Source organism: Kitasatospora indigofera, from assembly GCF_014655955.1.
In the GTDB taxonomy this organism is placed as follows: Bacteria; Actinomycetota; Actinomycetes; order Streptomycetales; family Streptomycetaceae; genus Kitasatospora; species Kitasatospora indigofera.
The window spans coordinates 300,537-326,038 of record NZ_BNBO01000003.1 but is presented as its reverse complement, the minus strand read 5'-3'; the positions used below and the strand labels follow the sequence as shown (position 1 = coordinate 326,038).

The 25,502-nt window shown below is 74.7% G+C and carries 26 protein-coding genes; 17 read left to right on the top strand and 9 right to left on the bottom strand.

The genetic code is table 11. The features are described from left to right. The first annotated feature begins 156 nt into the window (after positions 1-156). The 4 genes from IE329_RS05160 to IE329_RS05145 are packed head-to-tail and all read left to right on the top strand — an operon-like array spanning position 157 to position 3,852. Positions 157-1,185 carry an ABC transporter ATP-binding protein gene (locus IE329_RS05160; RefSeq protein ID WP_190209566.1) on the top strand — a complete coding sequence of 343 codons (1,029 nt, stop codon included), beginning with the start codon at positions 157-159 and terminating at the stop codon, positions 1,183-1,185. Further along, on the top strand, positions 1,182-1,904 hold the full coding sequence (locus tag IE329_RS05155) for an ABC transporter permease (protein ID WP_190209565.1): 723 nt from the start codon (positions 1,182-1,184) through the stop codon (positions 1,902-1,904). Before IE329_RS05160 ends, IE329_RS05155 begins: the two co-directional genes overlap by 4 nt. A gap of 8 nt (positions 1,905-1,912) precedes the next feature. Then, a complete protein-coding gene (locus IE329_RS05150; RefSeq protein WP_190209564.1) occupies positions 1,913-3,160 on the top strand; it encodes a sensor histidine kinase in 1,248 nt (415 codons plus the stop codon). A 59-nt stretch (positions 3,161-3,219) separates the two neighbouring features. Continuing rightward, the gene (locus IE329_RS05145; protein WP_190209563.1) at positions 3,220-3,852 is read left to right on the top strand and encodes a response regulator transcription factor; all 633 of its coding nucleotides are present in this window, start codon (positions 3,220-3,222) and stop codon (positions 3,850-3,852) included. A gap of 270 nt (positions 3,853-4,122) precedes the next feature. On the opposite strand, the gene IE329_RS05140 is transcribed toward IE329_RS05145, so the two are convergent. After that, a complete protein-coding gene (locus IE329_RS05140) occupies positions 4,123-5,001 on the bottom strand; it encodes a transglutaminase family protein (protein WP_190209562.1) in 879 nt (292 codons plus the stop codon). A gap of 39 nt (positions 5,002-5,040) precedes the next feature. After that, positions 5,041-6,078 carry a GNAT family N-acetyltransferase gene (locus IE329_RS05135; protein WP_190209561.1) on the bottom strand — a complete coding sequence of 346 codons (1,038 nt, stop codon included), beginning with the start codon at positions 6,076-6,078 and terminating at the stop codon, positions 5,041-5,043. A gap of 130 nt (positions 6,079-6,208) precedes the next feature. On the opposite strand from IE329_RS05135, the gene fdxA reads away from it, so the two are divergent. Both fdxA and dapC read left to right on the top strand, forming a co-directional pair. Next, entirely contained in the window at positions 6,209-6,535 is a 327-nt protein-coding gene (gene fdxA, locus IE329_RS05130; RefSeq protein WP_030061559.1) for a ferredoxin, read from the top strand. Between the two features lie 80 nt (positions 6,536-6,615). After that, positions 6,616-7,713, top strand: coding sequence for a succinyldiaminopimelate transaminase (gene dapC / locus IE329_RS05125; RefSeq protein WP_190209560.1), 1,098 nt, complete (start codon positions 6,616-6,618; stop codon positions 7,711-7,713). Between the two features lie 104 nt (positions 7,714-7,817). On the opposite strand, the gene IE329_RS05120 is transcribed toward dapC, so the two are convergent. Then, the gene (locus IE329_RS05120; protein WP_190209559.1) at positions 7,818-8,558 is read right to left on the bottom strand and encodes a hypothetical protein; all 741 of its coding nucleotides are present in this window, start codon (positions 8,556-8,558) and stop codon (positions 7,818-7,820) included. A 352-nt stretch (positions 8,559-8,910) separates the two neighbouring features. Then, on the bottom strand, positions 8,911-9,930 hold the full coding sequence (locus IE329_RS05115; RefSeq protein ID WP_190209558.1) for a hypothetical protein: 1,020 nt from the start codon (positions 9,928-9,930) through the stop codon (positions 8,911-8,913). Between the two features lie 138 nt (positions 9,931-10,068). On the opposite strand from IE329_RS05115, the gene dapE reads away from it, so the two are divergent. Further along, on the top strand, positions 10,069-11,142 hold the full coding sequence (dapE, locus tag IE329_RS05110; RefSeq protein ID WP_190209557.1) for a succinyl-diaminopimelate desuccinylase: 1,074 nt from the start codon (positions 10,069-10,071) through the stop codon (positions 11,140-11,142). Between the two features lie 137 nt (positions 11,143-11,279). After that, the gene (locus tag IE329_RS05105; RefSeq protein WP_229927174.1) at positions 11,280-12,089 is read left to right on the top strand and encodes an LOG family protein; all 810 of its coding nucleotides are present in this window, start codon (positions 11,280-11,282) and stop codon (positions 12,087-12,089) included. Between the two features lie 129 nt (positions 12,090-12,218). Here IE329_RS05105 and folP read toward each other — a convergent pair whose 3' ends face one another. Beyond that, on the bottom strand, positions 12,219-13,031 hold the full coding sequence (gene folP / locus IE329_RS05100) for a dihydropteroate synthase (protein ID WP_073926382.1): 813 nt from the start codon (positions 13,029-13,031) through the stop codon (positions 12,219-12,221). A gap of 174 nt (positions 13,032-13,205) precedes the next feature. Here folP and IE329_RS05095 point away from each other — a divergent pair, with 174 nt between their 5' ends. Together IE329_RS05095 and IE329_RS05090 are read left to right on the top strand one after the other, a co-directional pair. Then, positions 13,206-13,649: a DivIVA domain-containing protein gene (locus tag IE329_RS05095; protein WP_190209556.1), complete on the top strand. Its 444-nt coding sequence runs from the start codon at positions 13,206-13,208 to the stop codon at positions 13,647-13,649. Beyond that, a complete protein-coding gene (locus tag IE329_RS05090) occupies positions 13,646-14,224 on the top strand; it encodes a DNA-3-methyladenine glycosylase I (protein WP_190209555.1) in 579 nt (192 codons plus the stop codon). Before IE329_RS05095 ends, IE329_RS05090 begins: the two co-directional genes overlap by 4 nt. A gap of 121 nt (positions 14,225-14,345) precedes the next feature. On the opposite strand, the gene IE329_RS05085 is transcribed toward IE329_RS05090, so the two are convergent. After that, positions 14,346-15,146, bottom strand: a complete 801-nt coding sequence (locus tag IE329_RS05085) for an enoyl-CoA hydratase-related protein (RefSeq protein WP_190209554.1) — start codon at positions 15,144-15,146, stop codon at positions 14,346-14,348. Positions 15,147-15,455: 309 nt separating this feature from the next. Between IE329_RS05085 and IE329_RS05080 the strand changes: the two genes are divergently transcribed. After that, positions 15,456-15,623, top strand: coding sequence for a DUF3117 domain-containing protein (locus IE329_RS05080; RefSeq protein ID WP_014137929.1), 168 nt, complete (start codon positions 15,456-15,458; stop codon positions 15,621-15,623). A 158-nt stretch (positions 15,624-15,781) separates the two neighbouring features. On the opposite strand, the gene IE329_RS05075 is transcribed toward IE329_RS05080, so the two are convergent. After that, positions 15,782-16,483 (bottom strand): O-methyltransferase, encoded by a 702-nt coding sequence (locus IE329_RS05075; RefSeq protein WP_373311078.1) that lies wholly within the window; start codon positions 16,481-16,483, stop codon positions 15,782-15,784. Positions 16,484-16,749: 266 nt separating this feature from the next. Here IE329_RS05075 and sigE point away from each other — a divergent pair, with 266 nt between their 5' ends. The 4 genes from sigE to IE329_RS05055 all read left to right on the top strand — a co-directional run bounded on the left by sigE (position 16,750) and on the right by IE329_RS05055 (position 20,050). Then, on the top strand, positions 16,750-17,466 hold the full coding sequence (gene sigE, locus IE329_RS05070; protein WP_373311076.1) for an RNA polymerase sigma factor SigE: 717 nt from the start codon (positions 16,750-16,752) through the stop codon (positions 17,464-17,466). Then, the gene (locus tag IE329_RS05065) at positions 17,463-18,587 is read left to right on the top strand and encodes a zf-HC2 domain-containing protein (protein ID WP_190209552.1); all 1,125 of its coding nucleotides are present in this window, start codon (positions 17,463-17,465) and stop codon (positions 18,585-18,587) included. Before sigE ends, IE329_RS05065 begins: the two co-directional genes overlap by 4 nt. A gap of 114 nt (positions 18,588-18,701) precedes the next feature. Next, entirely contained in the window at positions 18,702-19,142 is a 441-nt protein-coding gene (locus IE329_RS05060) for a sec-independent translocase (RefSeq protein ID WP_190209551.1), read from the top strand. A 212-nt stretch (positions 19,143-19,354) separates the two neighbouring features. After that, positions 19,355-20,050 carry a hypothetical protein gene (locus IE329_RS05055; RefSeq protein WP_373311075.1) on the top strand — a complete coding sequence of 232 codons (696 nt, stop codon included), beginning with the start codon at positions 19,355-19,357 and terminating at the stop codon, positions 20,048-20,050. A gap of 78 nt (positions 20,051-20,128) precedes the next feature. Here the strand turns inward: IE329_RS05055 and IE329_RS05050 are convergent, their stop codons facing one another. After that, complete coding sequence (locus IE329_RS05050) at positions 20,129-21,619, bottom strand: alpha/beta hydrolase family protein (RefSeq protein WP_190209550.1); 1,491 nt, start codon at positions 21,617-21,619, stop codon at positions 20,129-20,131. Between the two features lie 320 nt (positions 21,620-21,939). Between IE329_RS05050 and IE329_RS05045 the strand changes: the two genes are divergently transcribed. Together IE329_RS05045 and IE329_RS05040 are read left to right on the top strand one after the other, a co-directional pair. Further along, entirely contained in the window at positions 21,940-23,274 is a 1,335-nt protein-coding gene (locus IE329_RS05045) for a sensor histidine kinase (RefSeq protein WP_229927173.1), read from the top strand. Next, positions 23,271-23,936 carry a response regulator gene (locus IE329_RS05040; RefSeq protein WP_190209549.1) on the top strand — a complete coding sequence of 222 codons (666 nt, stop codon included), beginning with the start codon at positions 23,271-23,273 and terminating at the stop codon, positions 23,934-23,936. Before IE329_RS05045 ends, IE329_RS05040 begins: the two co-directional genes overlap by 4 nt. Before the next feature lie 179 nt (positions 23,937-24,115). Here IE329_RS05040 and IE329_RS05035 read toward each other — a convergent pair whose 3' ends face one another. Further along, complete coding sequence (locus IE329_RS05035) at positions 24,116-25,360, bottom strand: tyrosine-type recombinase/integrase (protein ID WP_190209548.1); 1,245 nt, start codon at positions 25,358-25,360, stop codon at positions 24,116-24,118. Between the last annotated feature and the right edge of the window lie 142 nt (positions 25,361-25,502).

Sequence of the window (25,502 nt, the reverse complement as noted above, 5' to 3'; positions counted from 1 at the left end):
GGGGCGGGCGGTGCCGGCCGGCACCGCCCGCCACCACCGGCCATGACATCCGTCATACCGAGGACACGACGGCGCACACTGCCGCCGCACACCTCCTGAGCGGGACTCTTACCGGTGTCGGGCCGAGGGGCGGCCCGCCAGGAGAGGACCGGACGGATGAGCAGCGGGACGGAACTGAACGGGGGCGGTGAGGTCGCCGCCTTCCGGCAGGTCAGCAAGAGCTACGGCCCGGTCAGGGCGGTGAACGGCCTCGACCTGGTGCTGCGCCCCGGCGAGACGGTGGCGCTGCTCGGCCCGAACGGGGCCGGCAAGTCCAGCAGCCTCGACCTGCTGCTCGGGCTGCGCGAGCCCGACCGGGGCAGTGTCACGCTGTTCGGCGGCACCCCCCGGGCGGCGGTGCAGGCCGGCCGGGTCGGCGCGATGCTGCAGAGCGGCGGCCTGATGGGCGACGTCAAGGTGCGCGAGCTGGTGAAGTTCGCCTGCGCCGTCCACCCGCGCGGGCGGGGCGTCGACGAGGTGCTGCGCGACGCCGGGATCGCCGGGATCGCCGAGCGCAAGGTCGACAAGCTCTCCGGCGGCCAGGAGCAGCGGGTGCGCTTCGCCCTCGCCGTCGCCGGCGCCGCCGACCTGATCGTGCTGGACGAGCCGACCACCGGCATGGACGTCTCCGTCCGGCAGGCCTTCTGGGCCAGCATGCGGGCCCAGGCCGACGCAGGGCGGACGGTGCTCTTCGCCACCCACTACCTGGAGGAGGCGGACTCGGTCGCCGACCGGGTGCTGGTGCTGCACCGCGGGCGGCTGATCGCCGACGGCACCTCGGCCGAGATCAAGGCCAGGGCGGGCGCCCGCCGGATCACCTTCGAGCTGCACAGCGCCGACGGCGCCGCCGACGTCGACGAGCAGGTGCTGCGCGCGCTGCCGGGCGTCGTCGCGCTGGACGTCACCGCCCGGATCGAGGGCGTCCGGACGGTCCGGATCCGCAGCACCGACGCCGACGCGGACGTCGCCGGGCTCTACCGGGCCGGCCTGTTCCCGCGCGGCCTGGAGGTCACCGGCCTGGGGCTGGAGCAGGCCTTCCTGACCATCACCGGGGAGCGGGACGCCGAGGACGCCGAAGACGTCCAGGACGCCGAGCACACCGCGAGCACCGAGCACACCGGGACCGTGAAGGAGAGCGTGCGATGACCACCCTGATCCGGCTGGAGATCCTGCGCACGCTGCGCAACAAGCGGTACCTGATGTTCACGGTGCTCTACCCGGCCCTGCTGTACGTCTTCTTCATCAACGCCTACAGCGGCGGCGAGGTCGCCGGCGGCGTCCCCGCCAAGTCGTACTTCATGGTGTCGATGGCCACCTTCGGCGCCGTCGGCGCGGTGCTCACCGGCAGCGCCCAGCGGATCTCGCTGGAGCGCAAGAGCGGCTGGACCAGGCAACTGCGGCTGACCGCGCTGCCCGGACGCGCCTACACCGTGGGCAAGATCGCCTCCTGCGCGGTCACCACCCTGCCCGCCATCGCGGTGGTGTTCGCGATCGGCGCCGTCGAGGGCGTCCGGCTGGGCGCCGCGCAGTGGCTCGGGCTCGGCCTGGCGCTCTGGCTGGGCAGCTTCGTCTTCGCCGCCCTCGGCGTGGCCCTCGGGTACGCCGCCCAGCCCGACGCGGTGCAGCCCATGGTGATGATCGTCTACATGCTGATGGCGCTCTTCGGCGGCACCTGGTTCCCGGTGAGCGACTCGCTGAAGGCCTTCGCCCGGTTCAACCCGGTCTACCTGTACAACCAGTTGGCCTCCTTCACCCTGCCCGGCCACACCCTGGACACGGTCGCGGTGGCCGGACTGGCGGGCTTCCTCGCGCTCTTCGTGGCGGCGGCGGCCCACCTGTACCGCCAGGACACCAAGCAGGCATGATGTCGCCCATGTCCACCTCGTTCCCGGCCCGCCGCCCCGACGACCACGGGGAGGGGGGCCAGGGGCAGGTCCCCTACGTCAACTTCCCCGGCGCCGCCGTGCAGAACCGGCGCCAACTCCTGGTCAAGCTGGCCTGGATGTCGCTCTGGATGATCTACCTGGTCTACCCGGTCAAGGACTTGACCGGCGGCACGCACGGTACGGCGGCCACCGTCGCGGGCTGGGCGGCGCTCGCGGTGTTCCTGGCCGTCTACCTCTCCCTGGTGGCGCTCCGCTCGACCAAGCCGGCCGACTGGCGCGGCAAGTACCCCTTCGTCGCGTCGATGCTGGTGCTGGCCGTGGCCACCTCCTTCGGGCTGGGCGAGGCCTGGTTGACGCTGTTCACCTACGCCTCGGTCTGCGTGGCGATCGTGCTGCCGCCCCGGCTCGGGCTGCGCGGGGTCGGCGCCACCACCGTGCTCGCCCTCGCCGTCGCCCTGCTGATCCGCGCCGACCCGGACACCCTGGCCGCGATCATCCTGCCGTGCTTCCTCGGCGGCCTCGCGATGACCGGCCTGCAGCGGCTGATCGCCACCATGCAGGAGCTGCGCGAGGCCCGGGCGGCCGTCGCGCACCTGGCGGCCTCGGAGGAACGGCTGCGCCTCGCCCGGGACCTGCACGACCTGCTGGGCCACTCGCTGTCGCTGATCACGCTCAAGAGCGAGCTGGCCGGCCGCTTCATGGACCAGGACAAGCAGGAGGCGGCGCGGGCGCAGGTGGCCGACATCGAGTCGGTCGCCCGGCAGTCCCTGGTGGACGTCCGGGAGGCGGTCAGCGGCTTCCGCCGGCCCACCCTGCCGGTCGAACTCGCCGCCGCCCGGACGGCGTTGGCGGCCGCCCAGGTCACCCTGGAGGCCGGCCCCTCGGTGCTCGACGGCTGGCCCGGACTCGGCCCCGACGAGACCGGGGTCCTCGCCTGGGCCCTGCGCGAGGCCGTCACCAACGTGGTCCGGCACGGCGAGGGTGCCACCGTCTGCACGGTGACCGCGGACCGGACCTGGGAGGGCGACGGCGAGCGCTTCGCCGTCCTGGAGATCACCGACAACGGCCCGGGGCCCGGCAAGTCCGCCCCGGGGAACGGCCTTTCCGGCCTGGAGGAGCGGCTGGCGCTGGTCGGCGGGCGGCTGGAGACCGGCCCGGGCCCCCGCGGGCGGGGCTTCCGGCTCCGGGCGCTGGTACCGCTGCGGACGGTCTCCGGACCCCTGCCGACCGCCTGAGCGGTCACCGCCCGCGGCTCGCCCGCGGCGGCCGGCGCCGGCCGGTCTATGGTCGTCGCATGAGTGAGAATCAGACCGGCGGGCAGTCCGTGCGCGTGCTCCTCGCCGAGGACCAGGGGATGGTCCGGGAGGCGCTGGCCGCACTGCTCGGGCTGGAGGGGGACATCGACGTCGTCGCGCAGGTCGCGCGCGGGGACGAGGTGGTGGACGCGGCGGTCGCGCACGAGGTGCAGGTCGCCGTGCTGGACATCGAGATGCCCGGCATGACGGGCATCGAGGCGGCGGCCCTGCTGCGGGCCCGCCGCCCGCAGACGAAGATCGTGATCGCGACCACCTTCGGCCGCCCCGGCTACCTTCGCCGCGCGATGGAGGCTGGCGCCGACGCCTTCCTGGTGAAGGACGCCCCGGCCGCCGAACTCGCCGAGGCGATCCGCCGCGTGCTGCGCGGCGAGCGGGTGATCGACCCGGCCCTGGCCGCCGCGGCCCTGGCCGAGGGCGCCAACCCGCTCACCGCCCGCGAACGCGACGTCCTCGCCGCCGCCGCGGACGGCGCGGTGAACGCCGAGATCGCCGGACGCCTGCACCTGTCCGAGGGGACGGTCCGCAACTACCTCTCGATGGCGATCCAGAAGACCGACGCCCGCAACCGCGCGGAAGCCGTCCGGATCGCCCGCGAGAAGGGCTGGCTCTGACCCCACCCGGGCCGACTGCCCCGGCCCCCGCTCCGCGACCCGCCGGAGCACCGCCCCGCGTACGGGTCTACCCCGTCGTTCCCTGACCTGCGGGAGGTCAGCCCCGGGTACGGGTCACCCCGCAGGTCGTTGACCTACGGGAGGCCACGGCCGCGAGCGAGCCGAAGGGGCGCGCCGGTGTCGAAAAGAAGGGAGCGAGGAAGCGACGAAGGAGCGCGGGAGCGACCGACCGTCGGCACCGGATCAAAGCGCCCCGGAGGCGAGCCGAGCCTAATTCAACCTGTGCCGCGCCGCCCGGGCGTCCTGGCGGACCCGGGCCGCGGTGTCCGGGTCGAAGGCGTCCAGGATCTGCGCGTAGGAGTCCATCTCGGCCGCCCCGGCCAGGAAGTCGCCGGTCCGGACGAGCAGTTCGGCGCGCTCCAGTCGCAACTGGGCCGGATGGCGGGGGAGCAGCAGCGAGAGTTCGGTGGCCCACAGCTGGGTGCGGGCGTGCTCGGGCCGGTCCGCGGCCCAGTTGCGGATGTTGCCGAGCACCCGCAGCACGATGTCCAGCGGCTGTGCGGGGGTCAGGAGTTCGGGGGAGAAGGCGTGTCCGGCGCGGTGCGCCAGCCGGGCCGCGTCGTCCAGGTCGAGCAGCCGGCCGCCGTGGAACGGGTCGGCCAGCACGTAGTCCTCGCCGCCCACCGGGCCGCCGACGGCGACGATGAAGTGGCCGGGCAGCGCGACGCCGTGGACGGTCAGCCCGGCCCGGGCGGCGACCGCGCTCCACACCAGCGCCAGCATGATCGGCAGTCCGCGCCGGCGCCGCAGCACCTCGGGCAGCAGCGAGGACTCCAGCCGGCGGTAGTCGGACTGCCGGCCGTGGAACCGCTCCCGCCCGCCGAGCACGGCCGCGAGCAGCGCCGCCGTCTCCTCCGGGGTGCCCGGCGCGCGTTCGGCGACCGCCTGGCGCACCGCGGCGGCGTGCCGCTCGATCGCGGCCTGGCAGGCCGCCAGCAGAGCGTCCAGGGTGGGCGGCTCCTCGGCGTCCCGGTCGAACGGGTGCGGGCCCAGGGTGTGTTCGGCGGCGGCGAGCAGGCAGAGCAGCACCGGGTCGGGGTGCTCGGCCCGGGCCGTGCTTCGGAAGCGTGCTCTGCTCTGCTCGGTCACGGTGGCTGCGACGGCTTTCGTGGTGAAGGCTGCTGACGGTTACCGCTGGGGAAGGCGGGCGTAGTGGTAAGTGTGACTGGTCGTGAAGCCGAGTCCGTCATAGAGCGTGATCGCACCACTGTTCTCGGCCTCGACCTGGAGGTACCCGCCGGTGGCGCCCTCCTCCGCGGCGCGGGCGGCCAGCACCGCCATCAGCGCGGTGGCCAGCCCGGCCCGCCGGGCCTGCGGGGCGACCTCGACGGCGCCGAAGCACGCCCAGTCGCCGTCGATCACGCAGCGGCCGATGGCGAGCGGGGCGCCGCCGGGGCCGGGGACGTCGGCGAACCAGACGGACGGCCCGCCGTGGAGGACCTGCCGGGCTGCCGCCTCGACCGCCGGGTCGCCGGTCACCCGGCGGTACAGCGACATCCAGTCCGGGCCGGCGGTGCGCGAGAGCCGCACCCTGCGCCAGGCCTCGGCGGCGGGGGCGCCCGGGCGTCCCTGGCCGGCGCGGGCCAGCGCGGCGAGCGGCGCGGTGCGCACCAGGGTGGGGGAGTAGGCGGCGCCGAGCCGGTCCAGCTCGGCGGTCAGGTCGTCCGGGGAGCCGGGCGTGGTCACCTCGAACCAGGCGGGCAGCCCGCGCTCCGCGTACCACCCCCGGACGGTCTCCAGGGCCTGCGGCAGCGGCAGCCCGGGGTCGCCGAGCGCCTGGACGGAGTTGGCCCGGCGGGTGAAGCCGGCGGAGGCGCGCAGCGTCCAGTCGCCGAGCCGCCGCTGCTCGACGGCGGGCCAGCCGCGGGCGGCGATCCGCTGCAGCTCGACCGGGCCGGTGGCGGGCAGCGGGGCGCGGCGGGCCGGGAACAGCGGGACGGTCTTGCCCGCGACCAGGACGTTCTCCGGGAAGGTGACCGGCGCGCCGCCGCGCGGGGCCACCGTGAGCCCGTCATCGTCCCAGGATGTGAGCACACCGATCACATCGCGGAACACCGGCCGGTCGTCCACGACCTCCGCGAGCCGCCGCGCCGAGACGCGTCGTCCCACGTCAGAGCGGTCTATCCGGACCTCGGGCCGGCCTGCCGCCGTGCCTCCACCCGCCATCTGGGCACCTCCTGTGCATTTGCGGTCCCTGACCCGCGATACTAGGGGCGGGCATCGACGACACGCGCTCACCCGCGCACGCGAGCAATACAGTTTGGGGCGGCCAGCCCTTCCGAGGAGGAACGACAGCGTGACCTACGTCATCGCGCAGCCTTGTGTCGACGTCAAGGACAAGGCGTGCATCGAAGAGTGCCCGGTTGACTGCATCTACGAGGGCGAGCGGTCCCTCTACATCCACCCGGATGAGTGTGTCGACTGCGGCGCCTGCGAGCCGGTGTGCCCGGTCGAGGCGATTTTCTACGAGGACGACACTCCCGAGGAGTGGAAGGACTACTACAAGGCGAACGTCGAGTTCTTCGACGACCTCGGTTCGCCCGGTGGTGCTTCGAAGCTCGGCCTGATCGAGCGCGACCACCCGTTCATCGCCGCTCTGCCGCCGCAGAACGCCGACCACTGATCGGTGGCAGCTGAGCTGTGAGCAGTAACGACACGAGCGCGCCGCTCCCGGGTCACTCCGGGGCGGCGCGCCGCCCGTTCATGAAGAACAAGCTGTCGGACCTCCTGCCGGAATTCCCCTGGGACCGGCTGGAGCCGTACAAGAGGACCGCGCTCGCCCACCCCGGCGGGATCTGCGACTTCTCGGTGGGCACCCCGGTGGACCCGGTCCCCGAGGTGATCCAGAAGGCGCTGGCCGCCTCCTCCGACACGCCCGGCTACCCGACCGTCTGGGGCCCGCTGGAGCTGCGCGAGACGATCGCCGGCTGGCTGCACCGCCGGGTCGGCGCCGAGATCGGCCCGCAGGCCGTGCTGCCGACCGTCGGCTCCAAGGAGCTGGTGGCCTGGCTGCCGACCCAGCTCGGCCTCGGCCCGGGCGACCAGGTCGCCTACCCGCGGCTGGCCTACCCCACCTACGAGGTCGGTGCCCGGCTCTGCGGCGCGGAGCCGGTCGAGTACGACTCGGTGGACGAGCTGGACCCGGCCCGGGTCCGGCTGCTCTGGCTGAACTCGCCCTCCAACCCGACCGGCCGGGTGCTCGGCGCGGACGAGCTGCGCACCGCCGTGGCCTGGGCCCGGGAGCACGGGGTGCTGCTGGTCAGCGACGAGTGCTACCTGGAGCTGGGCTGGGAGGCGGAGCCGGTCTCCGTCCTGCACCCGGAGGTCTGCGGCGACGGGCACGAGGGCCTGCTCGCCGTGCACTCGCTGTCCAAGCGCTCCAACCTCGCGGGCTACCGCGCCTCCTTCGTGGCGGGCGACCCGGTGGTGGTGCGCGAGCTGCTGGAGATCCGCAAGCACGGCGGCATGATCGTGCCGGCGCCGGTGCAGGCGGCCACCGCGGCCGCGCTGGCCGACGACGCGCACGTGGCCGAGCAGCGCGGGCGCTACGCGGCCCGCCGGGCGGCCCTGCGCGGGGCGCTGGAGGCGTACGGGTTCCGGATCGAGCACTCCGAGGCCAGCCTGTACCTGTGGGCGACCCAGGACCGGCCCTGCTGGGAGACCGTGGCGGAACTCGCCGCCCTGGGCATCCTGGTGGCGCCCGGGGACTTCTACGGGCCGGCCGGTGCGCGGTTCGTCCGGGTCGCGTTCACGGCGACCGACGAGCGGGTGGCGGCGGCCGTGGAGCGGCTGCGCGGCTGAACCGCGGAACGGACGGCACACGGCGCGGGGGCCGGGAGCGATCGCTCCCGGCCCCCGCGCCGTGCTGCGGGGCGCCCCGCGCCCCGGTGTTCCGGCCGGACAGGTCAGCCGAGGCCGCCGCCGCCGATGCCGCCGAGCAGGCCGCTGACCGGACCGAGCGCGCCGGTCAGGCTGCCGAGCGGCGAGCTGTTGCCGAGGTCCGGCACGCCGCCGAGGCGGTTGGCCGCGCCGTGCTCGCCGAGGCCGAGCAGGTCCGCGCCGGGCAGGGCCTTGGTGAGGCCGCTGGTGGGCAGGGAGCTGGTGGGCAGCGCGCCGGTCAGGGTGTCCGCACCGGGGACGCTGTTGGCGAGGCCGCCGGCGGCGGGCAGGCTCTGGGTCACCGCGGTGGTCTGCCCGAGGCCGCCGACCGGGGCCTCGGCGCTGCGGCCGGTGGCGGCGTGGCCGAGCTTGCCGGCCAGCGCGGGGGCGACCTGGCTCGCCACCCCGGACAGGGCGCCGGTGGTGGCGGCGGTCTTGTCGACCGGGGCGGTCAGCGAACCGGTCTTCTCGTTCGCCTCCGGCAGGGTGTCGGCGACGATGTTGCCGGTCGCGTCGGCGGTGGCCGGCACGCCCGCGGCGACGGTGGCGGCACCGGTGGCGCCGGCGGCGTTGCCGAGCTCGTGGGTGGTGTGCTGGAGGGTGGAGCCCGCGTCCGGCGAGGCCAGCTGCGTCAGGGGCGCGCCCAGGTCGGTCCTCGGAACCAGGTCGGCGGCGGCGGATGCGGACCCTGCAGCGACCAGAGGCGTGGCGCCGGCCGCGACGAGCAGCGCGGCCTGGGCGATCCGGCGCTTGAGGGGGAGAGACATGGTGCTCCTAAGAGGTGTGGGTGAATCCCGTCCGCCGGGCGGACGTGCTGATTACCGCTTGAGGAGCGAGAAGGTTTCGGGGCCGCAATGCAAAGAGTCGCTAAAGATCACATCATCGCTATTCCGGCATTCGGGGCATTCCGCCTGCGCCGGCGTCGGGTGCAGAATCGTCACTTCCCTTGCCGCGCCGGGGCCGGCGCCCGCCGTCGGGGCGTCGGCCCGCTCCCGGGCGGGCCGGCCCGCAGGAGTGGCGGCCCACCTGCGGGGTTGACCGGAATCACCCGGACGGCGGGGGCTCGATCGCCCGTGCGTCAACCCGCCGCGCGCCCCGTCCGGGCCGGTCCGGACGGAATCAGCTCTTCGCGGTGTTGGCGGCCAGCGAGACCAGCACCAGGCTGGTCGAGGTGCCGGAGGCCTGCGGCTTCCAGCCGTCCGCGGACTTGGCCATCCGCCAGATCTTCCCGTCGTAGGCGACCGTCCGGATGCCCAGCTGCTGGGCGTGCGTCACCGCCCAGTGGGCCACCGCCCAGCCGTTCTGCCGGGCCGCGTCCGGGCCGGACTCGGTGCTCGCGGAGGGTTCGGGCGTCAGCGCGACCGCGTTCTCGGCGCCCTTGATGCTGGAGGAGTAGCCGCCGGCCGCGGTCACCGTCCGGCCGAACTCGCGGCGCACCCGGTCGGTCAGCTGCTGGGTCCGGTCGGGGGCGGCGGGCGCGGCCGGGGAGGCGGCGTCCCCGGCGGCGGCCACGGTCGGGGCGGGCGCCTCCGGCTCCGCGAACGCGTGGACCACGCAGTTCACCGAGGCGGCCTCCCGGCCGGTCAGCGCCGAGGCCAGCAGCGTCGCCTTGGTCTCGTGCTTGGCGTACGCCTGCGGGTACCCGCTCTTCTGGACCTGCTGGGCCGCGTCGGTCAGCGGCAGGCGGGTGTAGCCCGGCACCTTCACCAGGCCGTCCAGGAACTTGTTGGTGGCGTACACCGGGTCGCTGATCTGGTCGGCCGTCCCCCAGCCCTGGGAGGGCCGCTGCTGGAACAGGCCGACCGAGTCGCGGTCGCCGCCCGACAGGTTGTGGATCTTCGACTCCTGCATCGCGGTCGCCAGCGCGATGGTCACCGCGCGGTCGGGCAGTCCGCGTGCGTGCGCCACCGCGGTGATCGTCGCGGCGTTGGCGGCCTGCGGGATCTCCAGCGTCCCCTCGCCGGCCGGGGTCTTCACCGAACAGCCCTCGGCGACGATCTTCCCGTGGTTCAGCCAGTACAGCGCCCCGGCCGCGATCGCGCCGAGCACCACCAGGGCGATCAGCACCTTCAGCAGCGATGCGCCTCGACGGCGGGCAGACCTGCCACCGCTCTGCCCGTCATCCGTGTCCCTGGCCACCGCCACCCCTCTCGCCCGTCGGTCGTCCCGACACCGTACCCACTCGGACGGGTGTGCGTAGCCCGCGGTTGCGCCCGCGGGCCGGCCCGGGCGGGGCGGGAGCCTCCCAGGTGGGGGCCGCCGATACGCTTGTCGACCATGAGCAGCCCGAACACGCCCCTGGACCTCACCCTCGACGGCGGCGCGCTGACCGCGCGGCTGGTCGACTTCCCGTCCGTCAGCGGTGACGAGCAGGCGCTCGCCGACGCCGTCGAGGCCGCGCTGCGGGAGTACCCGCACCTCACCGTCGACCGGTACGGCAACAACGTCGTCGCCCGGACGAACCTGGGCCGGGACGAGCGGGTGCTGCTCGCCGGGCACCTGGACACCGTGCCGATCGCCGACAACCTGCCCAGCCACGTGGAGGGCGACCTGCTCTACGGCTGCGGCACGTCCGACATGAAGTCCGGGGTCGCCGTCCAGCTGCGGCTCGCCGCCACCCTGCCCGAGCCCAACCGCGACCTCACCTTCGTGTTCTACGACTGCGAGGAGATCGAGGCCTCCCGCAACGGCCTCGGACACCTCGCGGCACAGCGCCCCGACTGGCTGGCGGCGGACTTCGCCGTCCTGCTGGAGCCGAGCGGCGCCGTGGTCGAGGGCGGCTGCCAGGGCACCCTGCGGGTCCAGGTCAGGCTCACCGGCGTCCGCGCCCACGCCGCCCGCAGCTGGCTCGGCGACAACGCGATCCACCACGCCGCCGAGGTGCTCGGCCGGCTCGCGGCGTACGAGGCGCGCCTGGTGGAGATCGACGGCCTGGAGTACCACGAGGGCCTGAACGCGGTGCGGATCGACGGCGGGGTGGCCGGCAACGTCATCCCCGACGAGTGCGTGGTGACGGTCAACTTCCGCTACGCGCCGGACCGCGACGAGGCCGCCGCCGAGGCGCACGTGCGCGAGGTCTTCGCCGGCTTCGACGTCACCGTGACCGACTCGGCCCCCGGCGCCCTGCCCGGCCTCGGCCAGCCCGCCGCCCGGGCCTTCCTGGCCGCCACCGGTGGCACGGCCCGCGCCAAGTTCGGCTGGACCGACGTCGCCCGCTTCAGCGCACTGGGCGTCCCCGCCGTCAACTACGGCCCCGGCGACCCGAACCTCGCCCACAAGCGGGAGGAGCACTGCTCGCTCCGTGCCATCGCCGAGGTGGAGGAGCGGCTCGCCGCCTGGCTGAGCGCCTGACCGGCCGGCGGCCGGCTCCCCGGCCCCGGCCGGCGGCCGCCGCGCTCCCGGGCGGCCGCCCGGGAGCCACCTGCCGTCCCCGTACCGACCCTCCGCCGTTCCCCCGAAACCGGGGGTGACAGGCGTAGGGTTTCGTCATGACAGGCACAGGAGACGAGAAGCAGTACGGGCACGGCCCGGAGCAGGTCGGCGCGCCGGGGCGGAAGAAGGCCTGGCCGGAGAAGCAGAAGGGCCCGGTGCTGGTCCGCCGGGACCAGGTCGGCACCAGCACCACCGACCAGCGGCTGCTGGACACCACCGGCCCCACCGACTGGCTGCACACCGACCCCTGGCGGGTCTGGCGGATCACCTCGGAGTTCGTCGAAGGCTTCGGCGCGCTGGCCGAACTCCCCGCCGCGATCAGCGTGTTCGGCTCCGCCCGGACGCCGGTCGACTCCCCCGAGTACGCGGCCGGCGTGGCCATCGGCCGGGCCCTGGCCGAGGCCGGCTACGCGGTCATCACCGGCGGCGGTCCGGGGGCGATGGAGGCCGCCAACCGCGGCGCCTCGGAGGCCGGCGGCCTGAGCGTGGGCCTCGGCATCGAGCTGCCCTTCGAGCAGGGCCTGAACGAGTTCGTCGACCTCGGGCTGAACTTCCGGTACTTCTTCGTCCGCAAGACGATGTTCGTGAAGTACGCCCAGGGCTTCGTCGTGCTGCCGGGCGGCCTCGGCACCCTCGACGAGCTCTTCGAGGCGCTGACGCTGGTGCAGACGAAGAAGGTCACCCGCTTCCCGGTGGTCCTCTTCGGCAGCGCCTACTGGGGCGGACTCTTCGAGTGGCTGAAGAACACCCTGGTCGCCGAGGGCAAGGCCTCCCCGAAGGACCTGGAGCTGTTCCACATCACCGACGACATCGACGAGGTCATGAAGATCCTCGCCGAGACCCGCCGCCCGGACCACGAGATCTGACCCGGGGACCGGCTCCCCTCAGGACCGCCGGGACCATCCCTCCCGCAGCCGCGACCTGCGGGAGGGCGGCCCCGCGGAGGGGTCACCCGCAGGACGTTGACCTGCGGGAGGCGAGCCGAGCCCGATACGTCACGCCAGCCCGCGCCGGGCGACCGCCGGCGGCCGGCTGCCCCGGATCGAGGCGACCATGTCCAGCACCTGCCGGGTCTCCGCGACCTGGTGGGCGCGGTAGATCCGGGCGCCGAGCCAGGCGGAGACGGCGGTGGTGGCGAGGGTGCCGAGCAGGCGTTCGTCCACCGGCCGGTCCAGGGTCTCGCCGACGAAGTCCTTGTTGGAGAGCGAGACCAGCACGGGGAAGCCGGTGGCGGTCATCTCGGGCAGGCGGCGGGTGGCCTCCAGCGAGTGCCGGGTGTTCTTGCCGAAGTCGTGGCCGGGGTCGATGATCAGCGCGTCCCGGCGGACGCCGAGGGCCGCGGCGCGTTCGGCCAGGCCGACGGTGACGTCGAGGATGTCGGCCATCACGTCCTCGTACCCCACCCGGTGCGGGCGGGTGCGGGGTTCGGCGCCGCCGGCGTGGGTGCAGACCAGCCCGGCGTCGAAGCGGGCGGCGACCGCGGCGAGTTCGGGGTCGACCCCGCCCCAGGCGTCGTTCAGCAGGTCCGCGCCGACCTCGCAGACGGCCTCGCCGACCTCGTGCCGCCAGGTGTCCACGCTGATCACGGCCTCGGGGTGGCGCTTGCGCAGCTCCGCCACGAACGGCACGGTGCGGCGCAGTTCCTCCTCGACGGTGACCTCGTCGCCGGGGCCGGCCTTGACCCCGCCGATGTCGAGGATGGCCGCGCCCTCGGCCACCGCGCGGTCGGCGGCGGCGAACGCGGCCTCGTCCGCGAAGGTGGCTCCCCGGTCGAAGAAGGAGTCCGGGGTGCGGTTGACGATGGCCATGATCACCAGCTCGTCGTCGCCGAATTCACGCGGTCCCAGGCGCAGTGCCACCGATGTCTCCTCCACAGCTGCTGCGGGTGCGATGATGGCCCCCGGCCTACTCGGGGACCATGCTCGCACTTTGTAGGGGTCGGCACGCTTGGCGGGGCCGATCGGACGTCTGGAGGACAGCTCGTGTTCTGGGTGATCGTGGTGGCGATGGCCGTGGTGGTCGGCGGCGCTGCGCTGGTGGCGCTGGGTGGTGGCGGTTCGCTGCCGGAGGCGGTGCAGGACCGGCTTGCCGCGCGGCTCCCGCAGGACCGGCCGTTGAGCCGTCATGACGTGGACGAGATCCGGCTGCCGATGGCGGTGCGCGGCTACCGGATGGACGAGGTGGACGACGTGCTCGACCGGCTCGGTGCCGAGCTCGCCTACCGGGATTCGCGGATCGCGGAGCTGGAGGCCGCCGCCGCGCTGCGGGGCGCGGTCGAGGCTGGCCCGGACGCCGAGCCCGGCGCCGAGCCGCTGCCGGGCCTGGAGGAGTTCGCCAAGGTGGTGGCCCCGGCCGCCTCGCTGGAGAAGACCTCGCAGCCGGCCGCCGGCGGTCCGGTGTCCGACGAGCCGCTGGCGGATCGTTGAGCGGCACGCTGGCGGGCCCGGACGGCCTGCTGCGCTGTGCCTGGGGCGAGTCGGCGGAGGACTACCGGGAGTACCACGACACGGAGTGGGGCCGCCCGGTCCGGGGCGACGACGCGCTCTTCGAGCGGGTCTGCCTGGAGGCCTTCCAGTCCGGACTGTCCTGGATCACCATCCTGCGCCGCCGGGAGGGGTTCCGGGCCGCCTTCGCGGGCTTCGAGATCGCGAAGGTGGCGGAGTTCGGCCCGGCCGACGTGGAGCTGCTGCTGCAGGACACCGGCATCATCCGGAACCGGGCCAAGATCGAGGCCTCGATCGCCAACGCCAAGGCGGCCCGCGCGCTGGACGGCGGGCTGGACGCGCTGATCTGGGGCTTCGCCGGCGATCCGGACCGGCCGGCGCCGCGGACCCTGGCCGAGGTGCCGGCCGTGACGCCCGAGTCGACGGCGCTGGCCAAGGCGCTGAAGAAGGAGGGCTTCCGCTTCGTCGGCCCGACCACGGCGTACGCGCTGATGCAGGCCTGCGGACTGGTGAACGACCACCTGGCGGACTGTCACGTCCGGACCGGCAAGGCGTAGCGGGGCCGGCCGCCGGCCCGCTCTCCGGCCCGCCCGGGCCGTCACGCGCCACCGCCCGGGCCGTCACCCGCAGCTCGGCGGCCCGGGCGGCCCCGACGGCCGGCCCGGACCGCCGCCGGTGTCAACGGCCCAGGTAGACCGGGGTCTGCTTGGCGATGAACGCGTCGACCGCGATCCGGTGGTCCGCGCTCGCGCCGGCCAGGGTCTGCAGCTCGTCCTCCTTGTCGAGGAGCTCGTCGAGGGTGTGCGAGGCGCCGTAGGCCAGCGACTCCTTGATCGCGCCGTAGGCGACCGTCGGCCCCTCGGCCAGCTGCTTGGCGAACGCCCTGGCCGTGGCCTGGAGTTCGGCCGCCGGGACGACCTTGGTGGCCAGGCCCAGCTGGAGCGCCTCGGGGGCCTTGACCGTCCGGGGCAGCATCAGCAGTTCGGTCGCCCGGGCGTGTCCCACCAGCCGGGGGAGCGTCCACGACGCGCCCGAGTCGCTGGTCAGCGCCACGCCCGCGAACGAGGTGTTGAATCCCGCCGACTCGGCCACGATCCGGAAGTCGCAGGCGAAGGCGAGCGACGCGCCCGCGCCGGCCGCGACCCCGCCGACCGCCGCGACGGTCGGCTTGCGCATCCCGGCGAGCGCGCGGACCAGCGGGTTGTAGTGCTCGGCCACCGTCCGCAGCGCGCCCTCGCCGGTCTCCTCGGCCCGCTTGAGCAGGCCCAGGTGCTCCTTGAGGTCCTGGCCGACGCAGAAGGCCTTGTCGCCGGCGCCGGTGAGCAGGACGGCCCGCACCGCCGGGTCCTCGGCGACGGCGGCGACGGTGTCCCGCAGGGCCACCTTGGTGGGGGTGTCCAGCGCGTTCATCGCGTCCGGTCGGTTGATGGTGACGACGGCGAGGCCACCGTCCAGCTCGTACAGCACGGAGTCGGACATGAGGGTGTGGGCTCCCAGCTTTTGGTGGGTGGAGGGTGGAGCGGGTCGTGTGTGTCAGGATGCCGGAGCCGGCGGCCGCCTGGGGAGTGTGAGGTATCGCACCTTTCCCGGGTGCCGGTATCGACCTCGTGGTGGGGCTTCTGGCACGAATTCTCCCGGTATCGGCGGGTCCGGCCACGGTTGTGCTGGGAGTGATGTTGGTCATCAGGCCGCCGCATGCGGGATAATGGCTTCCGATCAATGCGTTCGATACCGGCGGTGGACGGACAGCCGGTACGTAGCTGCGCGGTTGCAGGAAGGGGAACGAGCATGGCGGCCATGAAGCCGCGGACGGGTGACGGCCCGCTCGAGGTCACCAAAGAGGGGCGGGGCATCATCATGCGCGTTCCGCTGGAAGGCGGCGGACGCCTGGTGGTGGAACTCACGCCGGACGAGGCCGACGCCCTGGGCGAGGCCCTGAAGAAGGCTTGCGGCTGACCGCAGCGGGTGTTCCCCTCATCTCCTTGAGATGTGCACGGAGCCCGGGCCGACACACCGTCGGCCCGGGCTCCCTGGCGTCCGCTCCCCGGGCGCCGGGGCCACCGGGGGCGCCGGGGCCCTGAGGGACACCCCTGGCGCACCCGGCCCCGCCCGGGTCAGCGTTTGACCGCGCAGAGCAGCCCGTCGCTGACCGGCAGCAGGGCGGGGAGCAGGTCCTCGCTCTCCCGGACGTCCCGGACCAGCTCGCGGACGGCGTGCGTCTGGGCGTCCCGGTGGGAGGGCTCGGCGAGCCGGCCCTCCTGGAAGACGCCCTCGAAGCAGACCATGCCGCCGGGGCGCAGCAGGCGCAACGATTCTGCAAGGTAGGACTGCGATTCGGCCGGGTCGCCGTCGCAGAAGACCAGGTCGTACTGGCCGTCCGCGAGGCGTGGCAGCACGTCCAGGGCGCGCCCGGGGATGAACCGGGCCCGATTGGCCGCGAAGCCCGCCGCCAGGTACGCCTCCCGGGCGAACTGCTGGCGGACCGGCTCGGAGTCGACGGTGGTCAGCACCCCGTCCGGCCGCATGCCGCGGAGCAGGTAGACCCCGGACACGCCCGTCCCGGTGCCGATCTCGGCCACCGCCTTGGCGTCGAGCGCGGCGGCCAGCAGTCGCAGGCACGCCCCGCCGCTCGGCCCGATCGCGCGGATTCCCGTCCGCGCGGACTGGGCCCTGGCGTAGGTCAGGACGGCGTCCTCGCCCACGTAGGTGTCCGCGAGGGCCGCGTGCGCTGCCCCGAACTCGGTGATGGCTGCCTCTTCCGGAGCGCCGGGTGCCGGCCCTGTGCCGACCGGATGTCGATATTTCCTGGCACAGATTACTGGCCGCCCGGGAACCGCGTCCGGCGGCGGGCCGTTGGTGAAGTCGGGAACGGGCGATGGGAGTGCGTACCGAACGGCCGACAGTGCACAGCAGGGGTGCTCGACCAGGGGTTGAGCACTTTTATCCGGATCTGACGGGTGAGGTGGATATGGTGGTGGCCCTGCTGGGCAGAAGAGCCGACCGAGGAGGTGTGGCCGAGGGCGACGTCCCTGTGCGGCGGCACCACCGCGGCACCACGTCGGCCCGTACGCCGGAGCCCGTGATGAACCAGCCTGCGCAATCCCCCCTGGACAAGCCGGCCGAGGCCACCGCCGAGGCCCCCGTTGCTCTGGCGACCTTCGCCGAGGGCCCCGACGCGCAGGCCTGGACCCCTCCCTCCTGGGAGGAGATCGTCGAGGCGCACAGCGCCCGCGTCTACCGGCTCGCCTACCGTCTGACGGGCAACCAGCACGACGCCGAGGACCTCACCCAGGAGGTCTTCGTCCGGGTCTTCCGCTCGCTCTCCACCTACACCCCCGGCACCTTCGAGGGGTGGCTCCACCGGATCACCACCAACCTCTTCCTGGACATGGTGCGCCGACGCCAGCGGATCCGCTTCGACGCCCTCGGCGACGACGCCGCCGAGCGGCTGCCCAGCCGTGAGCCGAGCCCGGCCCAGCACTTCAGCGACACCCACTTCGACGCCGACGTCCAGCAGGCGCTCGACACCCTCGCCCCCGAGTTCCGCGCCGCCGTGGTGCTGTGCGACATCGAGGGCCTCTCGTACGAGGAGATCGCGGCCACCCTCGGTGTCAAGCTCGGCACCGTGCGCAGCCGCATCCACCGCGGCCGCTCGCACCTGCGCGCCGCGCTGAAGCACCGTGCCCCCGGCTCCGCCCCCGGGCGCGAGCGCCGCGGCGGTTCCGACGAGCCGGTGGCGGTCGGTGCGGTCGGCGGTGACGCGGGCGCCACCGACCGGCGTGGACGGGGGCGGTCGTGAGCGCTGTCGGCCGGTCCGGTCCGCACGAGTCGTCCGGCAGGGCGGCGTCCCGCCGTGGCGGCGGCTGGGCGCAGCTGGGGCGGCGCGGTGGCGCCGATCCCGAGCCGGCGGCGGCGCCGCAGGTGCCCGTCGGGCCGGAGAGCGGGCTGCTCCCGGTCGCGGTCCGCAGCAGCGCCGAGCCCCCCGCGGAGGAGCACCATCTCGGTGAGCGGCTCTCCGCCTTCGTGGACGGCGAGCTCGGCCACGACTCGCGCGACCGCGTCCAGGCCCACCTGGCCACCTGTCCGCAGTGCCTGGCCGAGGCCGACGCCGGCCGCGCCGTCAAGCACCTGCTGACCCACACCGGCACGCCCGCCCCCTCCTCGACCCTGATGGCCCGGCTGCTCGCGGTCGGCGCGCTCGGCGAGGAGCAGGACGGCGACGGGTCGCGGGGCCGGCAGGACCAGGACGGCCGCGACGACCATGACGATCACCCGGACGGCGGCCGCGGCGGCTCCGGCGGCGGCCTGGCGGCCGTCACCGGCACGCTCGGCGGCAGCCGGCTCACCGGCGGCTCGTTCGGCCGCGGCGCGGGTGCCTCGTTCGGCGGCGGCGCGCTCGGCGCGGACGCCCCGCTCCCCGGCGTGGACCCGAGGGCCTTCGGCCGGGGATCCGTGCTGCGCCCGCTGATGGGCCGGCGCGGCCCGCAGGCGGGCCCGGAAGGACCGCTGGCGGCCGCCGGGCCCGGGGCCTCCACCCGGTCCGCGGGCGAGCCCTCCGGGGCCTCCGGGCGCCCGGCGCAGCCGCGGGCCCGCCGCTTCGTCTTCGCGGCCGCCGCGGCCGGTGCCTTCTCGGTGGCCGCGGTCACCCTGGGCGGAGTGGGCGGCCTGCCCACCCCGGCGGGCGACGACCGGCCCGGCACGGCGGTCACCCCGGCGCGCGGCCCGGCCGGCGTCCCGGTGCCGATGAGCGGGCAGGTCCCGGTCGACTTCCCGGTGCTGCCGGTGGCGGCGACCCGTACCGCGGCCGCGCCCGGCGACTCGGGCCGGCTCCCGGCCGCCGGCAGCCCCTACGGCGGGGCGCCGTACAACGGCGGTTTCCACGGCGGGCCCTACGGGGACGGTCCCGGCCAGCCGCGCTGACCCCACCTGCGGCGATCGGTGGGACTTCACCCCGGCTTCATCACTTCGAGGCCCCGGTACCGGCCGACGGCCATTACCCTGTAGGGACGCCGACCGGAGAGTGTGGGAGCTTGCGTGTTCACAGACATAGGCACACTTGAACTCCTGACCTTGGTCATCATGGCCATCGTGATCTTCGGCCCGGACAAGCTCCCCAAGCTGATCCAGGACACGATGGGCTTCATCCGGAAGGTCCGTTCCTTCGCCGACAGCGCGAAGGAGGACATCCGCAGCGAGCTCGGCCCGGACTTCAAGGACTTCGAGTTCGAGGACCTGCACCCCAAGACCTTCGTCCGCAAGCAGCTGATGGGCGGCAACGAGGACCCGCTGGGCTTCAAGGAGATCCGCGACAGCCTCGACATCAAGTCCGTCCTGGACGACCGGCCGTCGCCGTCCGTCAACGGCCGGTCGGGCTCGGTGAGCATGGAGAAGACCGGGCCGGTCGAGTCGGCCGCCGCCGGCGGCGCGCCGCTCGCCGCCGGTGAGCGCCCCCCGTTCGACCTGGACGCGACCTGATCCACGGCCCGTTCCCGGCGCACCCACGACGCGCCAACGCCCCGCCCGGCCGGTCGGCTGAGCGGGGCGTCGGCATGTGCGCCGCTATTGTGCTGATTGTCTCCGTCGCGCCGGCCGGCCGTTTCCAGGCCGGACCGGCCCGGCGGGCACGCCGTGGCACGCCGTCATCGGAGCGCGCCGCGGCAGGGAACAGGCGTTGAGGAGGCCCGGGGATGGACGCGACGAGTCATGCGGTGGGAACGGCCACGGCCGGCGGACCGGAGGCCGGCGCGGCGTCCGGCGCCGTACCGGGCGGCCGGGCCCGCCCGGTGGACCCGCTGCTGGCGTACCGGGCGGCGGACTTCCCCTGGTACGGGCTGGACGAGGGCTGGACGGGCCGCCGCTGGCTGATGCAGGCCGGCTCGGGCGTCCGCTCCGGCCAGAGCGCCGGCGTCGACTACGGCACCCTCGGGCACGGCGAGGAGCCCGCCAAGCAGTACGAGGCCCGGGACGTCCGCCGCTTCGCGGTGGTGGTCACCGTGGCCCGCCGGGACGTCCGCCGCAGCGCCGACAACACCGGCACCCTGGAGGCCACCTCGGCCTCCTCCGCCGCCTGGCTGGCCGGCTCCGGACTGCTCGCCGCCACCTGGCCCGGCCAGCTGGACCGCGCCCTGCGCCAGGACTGGATGGACCAGCAGACCGCCCTCGCCTGGGACCTCGCCGACGACCTGGAGGGCCCCGGCTGGTCCGCCCTCAGCCTTCCGGTCAACGGCCTCCCGCAGCCCTTCCGCTACCGGGAGTCCGAGTACGGCTGGGTGCTCGCCGGCGAGGCCCCCGGCGTCCTGCTGGGCGCCTACGGCCGCGGCGTCAGCGCGTACGGCGTCGGCTTCTCGACCGTCCCCGACCTCGCGGCCTACACCCGCCCGTAGGCCGGGCGCGGCGCGCGGGGCGGCAGCGGTGACCCCGTCGTCCCCGGCGGCGCTCGCCCCCGCCCCCGGCCCGGCCGGTCAGCGGCTGCCGTCCGGTTGGTGGACGGTGAGCTCGCCGTAGGCCCGCAGGTCGCCCGCCAGGTCGCCGGGCCGGTCCCGCAGGACGGCGTCCAGGAAGGCCAGGGTGGCCGCGGCGACCACGCGCGGGCTCCCGGTACGGCCCAGGGAGCCGACGACCGAGGGCACCGGCGGCAGGTACAGCGGTCCGTCCGTGAAGGTGAGGTGGGCGGCGCCGGGGACGGTGAGCCGGTAGCTCGTCGCGGTGCTGAGCCCGAGGGCCTCGGTGAGCCGGGGGAGGTAGCGCGGGTCCGTCCCCGGGGTGTCGGCCTGGGTGAGCGCCAGCGTCGGCTGCCGGAGGGCGGGGGAGCCGGGGCCGTGCGGGTAGCCGTCCAGATCGACGACGGCGCCGAACCTGCGGTCCTGCCGGGCCGCCTGCAACGCGGCGGCGCCACCCATGGAGTGGCCGGCCACCGCGGCCCGCCCGGTGTCCAGCCGGCCGGTCAGCGGGCCGGCCGGCGCACCGCGGTCCAGCTCGCCGAGCCGGGTGAGGACGAAGCCGAGGTCGGCGGCCCGGACGGCCGTCCAGTCGGCCGCCAGCCTCTCGTCCGTGTCCCGGTCGCCGGAGGAGGCGGTCACGGCGTGGATCGTCCGGCCGTCGGCGAGGACGACGGCGGCCGAGTCGTACGGGTGGTCGAGGGCGGCGACCACGTAGCCGTGGCTGGCCAGTTCCTCCGCCCAGGCGGTGTTCTGGGTGCGCGCCCCGCCCGATCCGGGGGAGAACAGCACGACCGGGAACCGGTCGCCCCCGTCGGCCACCGGGGCGTCGAAGACCGAACGGCTGCGTGCCCGCGGGACGCCGTCGACCAGGAAACCGGGCAGGCCGGCCGAGCGGGCGAGGGCCTCGGAGACGGTGCGCGCCTCCTGCTCGGTGCGTCCGAGGTACTGGGCCCGCCGGGTGCCCGGGGGGCTCGTCCGGGCGGGGTACCAGAGCTGGACCACGACCGTGCGCCGGTCGTCCGGATCGGCGGTGAAGGTCTCGGGGCGGAGCGGGTCCGTCCACTGCTCGACGCGGGTGCCGACCGCGAACCCGCCCGACGGTACGGGGAACACGGGGACGGGAAAGGCCCAGGCGGCCACCGGGCCGGTGGCGATCAGGCCGACGCAGGCCACCGTCCCCGGCAACGCCAGCCACCAGCGGGCCCGCCGGGCCGGCCGGCCGGTCCGCCGGCGCAGCAGCGGCGGGAGGGCGAACGGCAGCGCGACGGCCGCGCCCGCCAGGACGGGCAGCAGCTGCCAGCGGATCCCCGTCACGGCCAGCGGGACCGCTGACGCCGCGAGGACGGCCCCCGCCGCGATCGTGCCGCGCGGGCGGGCGGCGGGGGGCAGCCAGCGCGCCATGACCAGCGCGACGGCGCCCAGCAGGGCGAGGAATTCCAGGGGCGACATGGACAGCCCCGTGATGATCTCGGTCACCGGGCCATCCTCGGCGCCGGGTGCCTGCCGCCACATCGGCTCCGGGGCGCCGTCCGGTGCGTCCGGGGTCGCAACCCGCGGCAGCGCCCGGTGCGACCGTGGTGGCGGTCGACCCCGCCGGACCGGCGGCCGCGGTGCGACCACGGGAGGTACCCGGTCTCCTCCTGCGGTCGTACCCCGGCCCGCTGCCGTCAGCCGGTGGACTCATGTGCCGCGCGGGCCCGCGCCCTACCGTGACAAGGGCGCACGGGCCGGGCGGCGCGCAGTGCGGGCTCCCGTACCCGCCCCGGCTCCGGCCGTGCGCGGTGGCGGCCCCGGCCGGGGCCGCCGGGATCCCGAACCGACAGGGACGTGTGATGACCGAGGCTGCCACCGGGCCCGGCGGACCGGGCCACGCCCACCCGGTGGGGCACCTGGACCAGGCGGGCCACCGGGACCAGGCGCGCTGCCGGTCCCGGGTACGGCCGACCAGGACGGCGCGACGGGTGACCAGCCGCGCCGTCCCGGGCTCCGTGCGCGCGGCCCGGCTGGTGGGAGCCGCCCGGCGCGGGAGCCGGCGCCTGCCGCCCACGGTGCGGGACTCGCTGGTGCCGGCGCTGCTCCTGCTCAACATCGCGACCACGGGCGCCCCGCAGGGGCTCCCGGTGGCCGTGGCCCTCACCGCCGCCCTGGCGCTGCCCCTGGTGTGGCGGCGCCGGGCCCCGCTCACGGTGTTCGGCGCGGTGGCGGCCGCGGCCTTCGTCCAGTGGCTGACGGACGTCCAACTGCCCGCGGACGTCGCCCTGCTGGTGGCCCTCTACACGGTGGCCGCGAACGCGGGCCGGCGCGCCACGCTGGCCGCCGCCGTCGTCGCGGAGGCCGGGGCACTGCTGGCCTGCCTGCGCTGGGCGACCGACGGCGCGTTCCTGACCCCCTTCGTCGCCGTCACCGCGACGGTCGTCGCCGCCGCCGTCCTCGGCCTGAACGTGCGGACCACCCGCGCCTACCTCGCGGCCCTGGAGGAACGGGCCGCCCACCTGGAGCACCAGCAGGACCAGCAGGCGCGACTGGCCGTCGCCGAGGAGAGGACCCGGATCACCCGGGAGATGCACGACATCGTCACCCACAACCTGTCCGTCATGGTCGCGCTCACCGACGCCGCCCGCTACGCGCAGCACCGGTCGCCCGACCGGGCCACCGCCGCGATGCTCCAGATCTCCGAGACCGGCCGGCAGGCCCTGACCGACATGCGGCGCACCCTCGGCATCCTGCGGACGGACGAGCCGGACGCGCAGCGCCACCCGTTGCCCGGCATCGCACAACTGGAGGCCCTCGCCGACCAGATGGGCGCCGCCGGGCTGCCGACCCGCGTCGAGGTCGAGGGCAGCCACAGCCACATCCCCGCCACCGCACAACTGACCGTCTACCGCCTGGTGCAGGAAGCCTTGACCAACACCTTCAAGCACACGCCCGCCGGCACCCGCGCGACCGTCCGGATCCGGTGCTCGGCCGGGACCGTCACCGTGGACGTCACCGACAGCGGCCCCTGCCCGCCACCGCCCGGCGCCGCGCCGTCCGGCCACGGCATCCCCGGCATGCGCGAGCGCTCCGCCGCCTACGGCGGGACGCTGCGGGCCGGACCGCTCCCCGGCGGCGGCTGGGGAGTGCGCACCCGCCTCTTCCTCGACAGCGCCGGGGCGGCCTCCGCATGACGATCCGCATCCTGATCGCCGACGACGAGGCGCTGCTCCGGATGGCCTTCGGCACCGTCCTGGAGGCCCAGCCCGACATGGCACCGGTCGGCGAGGCCGCGGACGGCGCCCAGGCGGTGCGCCTCGCCCGGGAGCTGCGCCCCGACGTCGTCCTCATGGACGTCCGGATGCCCGGGACGGACGGGATCGAGGCGACCCGGCAGATCGTCCGGACCTCCCCGCGCAGCCGGGTGCTGATCCTCACCACCTTCGACCTGGACGAGTACGCCTTCGCCGCACTGGGCGCCGGAGCCTCGGGCTTCCTGCTGAAGAACACCAGGCCCGAGGAGCTGCTCACCGCGATACGCGACGTGGCCGCCGGCGACGCGGTGATCTCCCCGCGGATCACCCGCCGCCTGCTGGAGAGCCTGCGCCCGCACATCCCCGGCGGCGGCGGCGACGCCGCCCGCGAGGAGCGGCTGAGCCGGCTGAGCACCCGCGAGCGCGAGGTGCTCGTCCAGGTGGGCCGCGGCCTGTCCAACGCCGAGATCGCGGCCACCCTGCACCTGGCGGAGGCGACCGTGAAGTCCCACCTGGGGCGGATCCTGCACAAGCTCGAACTCCGCGACCGGATCCAGGCCGTGGTCCTCGCCCACGAGAGCCGCCTGGTCCGCCCGGCCTGACACCTGCGCGGGGCGGCTCCGTCGCACCGGAGGCCGGCCGGCACGCGGGCGGGCGGCCCGGCCGGGGCCGGAGGACGGCCGAGGGCGGGGCGGTGTGCTACCCGCCCCGCCCTCGGTGCCGTCAGGCCGGCGTCAGAACTTGTTCAAGTCAGGCTGACAGCCTCCTGACCAGCCACTATCTACCCTCGATCAGGTAGCGGGGCCGTCGTGGGGCCGTCGTCCGCTTCTGGGCCGTCTCCGAACGCCCGGTCCACAGCCTCGGTGGTGCGCTTCTCGCTGCTCGGCATGAGGTGGGTGTAAGTCCGGAGGGTGAAGCCCGGATCGTGGTGCCCCAGGTACTCGCTCACGGCCTTGATGTTCTCGCCGGCGTCCAGCAGGACCGACGCATAGAAGTGCCGCAGCGCGTGCATGCCGTTCTCGCGTCCGTGCGGCACGTCGGCCGCCGTGAGCGCGGAACGCCACTCCCCGCGGTTGAACCGGTTGCGGTGGAGGTGCAGCTTCTTGGCGTCCACGAACACCAGGCTGGCTGTGGTCGGCGGACCATCCACGTCTCGCCACGGCAGGGTGACGCTGACCGGGGGATAGGCGTCGATCTGCTTTCGCAGGGCCCGCGCGACGGAACTCGGCAGAGGGACCGTGCGAGTCTTCCCGCCCTTCGGCAGCGAGAATACTGGGCGGTTCCGAATGAGCCGGATCTGCCGGACGACGTGGACCACCCCTTCCGCGAAGTCGATGTCGTCCGAAGCCAAGCCGAAAATCTCGCCCTGGCGCATCCCGCAACCGGCGCCCAGGTCGACCAATGGTTGGTAGTGCTCCGGCAGTGAGGCGCGGACCGCCATGACGCGGGTGACGAGCCACGGCGTGATGCGGCGGGGGAGCAGCTTCGGGGCCCGGACGGAGGTGGATCGGCACGGGTTGCTCGGGATCAACCGGTCTTCCACCGCCGCCGTGAGCATCGTGCCGAGGTTCGCGAACACGACCCGCTGTGTGGCGGCGGACAGGCCCTGATCCGTGAGCGTCACCAGCCACTCGCGGATGTGGGACGGCCGCACCGACCCCAGGGGCCGCGTGCCCAGGTGCGGGACCACGTGCAGCCGGATCCGCTGCTCGGTGCTCACGTAGGACTGCGGGTCCATGCTGAGCGACCGGAGCCACTGTTCCGCGAACTGCTTCACGGTCGTCCGGCCGGCGCTCGGATCGATGTACTGGCCCCGGGCCATGTCCGTCTCGATCTGGGCGAGCCACTGGTCAGCCTGCCGCTTCTGGCGGTCGGGGAAAGACTGGCTCCTCTCGGTGCCGTCCGGACCGACGTACCGGGCCCGGTAGCGCATGCCGGTGCCGTGCCGGTCGGTCTTGACCTTGCGGCACTTGCCGTCGGGAGCGGTCTCGGTCTTGAACCAGCGGTCTTGGATGTGTCCGGCCATGTGGCGGACTCCTTCGGTGCGGGTGGTGGAGGGGTACTTGGAATTCGACGTGCGGTTTCTTGGCTCTGCGCTCGCGGTTCGGCGGTGGTGCGTGCCGGCTGTTCCAGCCGTGGGCCGGGCACTCGGGCAGTGCCGCTTCGCC

Excerpts from the sequence above, each read along its gene's own strand:
- IE329_RS05160 (WP_190209566.1), top strand. The coding sequence starts at position 157 with ATGAGCAGCGGGACGGAACTGAACGGGGGCGGTGAGGTCGCCGCCTTC.
- IE329_RS05155 (WP_190209565.1), top strand. The coding sequence starts at position 1,182 with ATGACCACCCTGATCCGGCTGGAGATCCTGCGCACGCTGCGCAACAAG.
- IE329_RS05150 (WP_190209564.1), top strand. The coding sequence starts at position 1,913 with ATGTCCACCTCGTTCCCGGCCCGCCGCCCCGACGACCACGGGGAGGGG.
- IE329_RS05145 (WP_190209563.1), top strand. The coding sequence starts at position 3,220 with ATGAGTGAGAATCAGACCGGCGGGCAGTCCGTGCGCGTGCTCCTCGCC.
- IE329_RS05135 (WP_190209561.1), bottom strand. The coding sequence starts at position 6,078 with ATGGCGGGTGGAGGCACGGCGGCAGGCCGGCCCGAGGTCCGGATAGAC.
- dapC (WP_190209560.1), top strand. The coding sequence starts at position 6,616 with ATGAAGAACAAGCTGTCGGACCTCCTGCCGGAATTCCCCTGGGACCGG.
- IE329_RS05120 (WP_190209559.1), bottom strand. The coding sequence starts at position 8,558 with ATGTCTCTCCCCCTCAAGCGCCGGATCGCCCAGGCCGCGCTGCTCGTC.
- dapE (WP_190209557.1), top strand. The coding sequence starts at position 10,069 with ATGAGCAGCCCGAACACGCCCCTGGACCTCACCCTCGACGGCGGCGCG.
- IE329_RS05105 (WP_229927174.1), top strand. The coding sequence starts at position 11,280 with ATGACAGGCACAGGAGACGAGAAGCAGTACGGGCACGGCCCGGAGCAG.
- folP (WP_073926382.1), bottom strand. The coding sequence starts at position 13,031 with ATGGCCATCGTCAACCGCACCCCGGACTCCTTCTTCGACCGGGGAGCC.
- IE329_RS05085 (WP_190209554.1), bottom strand. The coding sequence starts at position 15,146 with ATGTCCGACTCCGTGCTGTACGAGCTGGACGGTGGCCTCGCCGTCGTC.
- IE329_RS05080 (WP_014137929.1), top strand. The coding sequence starts at position 15,456 with ATGGCGGCCATGAAGCCGCGGACGGGTGACGGCCCGCTCGAGGTCACC.
- sigE (WP_373311076.1), top strand. The coding sequence starts at position 16,750 with ATGAACCAGCCTGCGCAATCCCCCCTGGACAAGCCGGCCGAGGCCACC.
- IE329_RS05055 (WP_373311075.1), top strand. The coding sequence starts at position 19,355 with ATGGACGCGACGAGTCATGCGGTGGGAACGGCCACGGCCGGCGGACCG.
- IE329_RS05050 (WP_190209550.1), bottom strand. The coding sequence starts at position 21,619 with ATGTGGCGGCAGGCACCCGGCGCCGAGGATGGCCCGGTGACCGAGATC.
- IE329_RS05045 (WP_229927173.1), top strand. The coding sequence starts at position 21,940 with ATGACCGAGGCTGCCACCGGGCCCGGCGGACCGGGCCACGCCCACCCG.
- IE329_RS05040 (WP_190209549.1), top strand. The coding sequence starts at position 23,271 with ATGACGATCCGCATCCTGATCGCCGACGACGAGGCGCTGCTCCGGATG.
- IE329_RS05035 (WP_190209548.1), bottom strand. The coding sequence starts at position 25,360 with ATGGCCGGACACATCCAAGACCGCTGGTTCAAGACCGAGACCGCTCCC.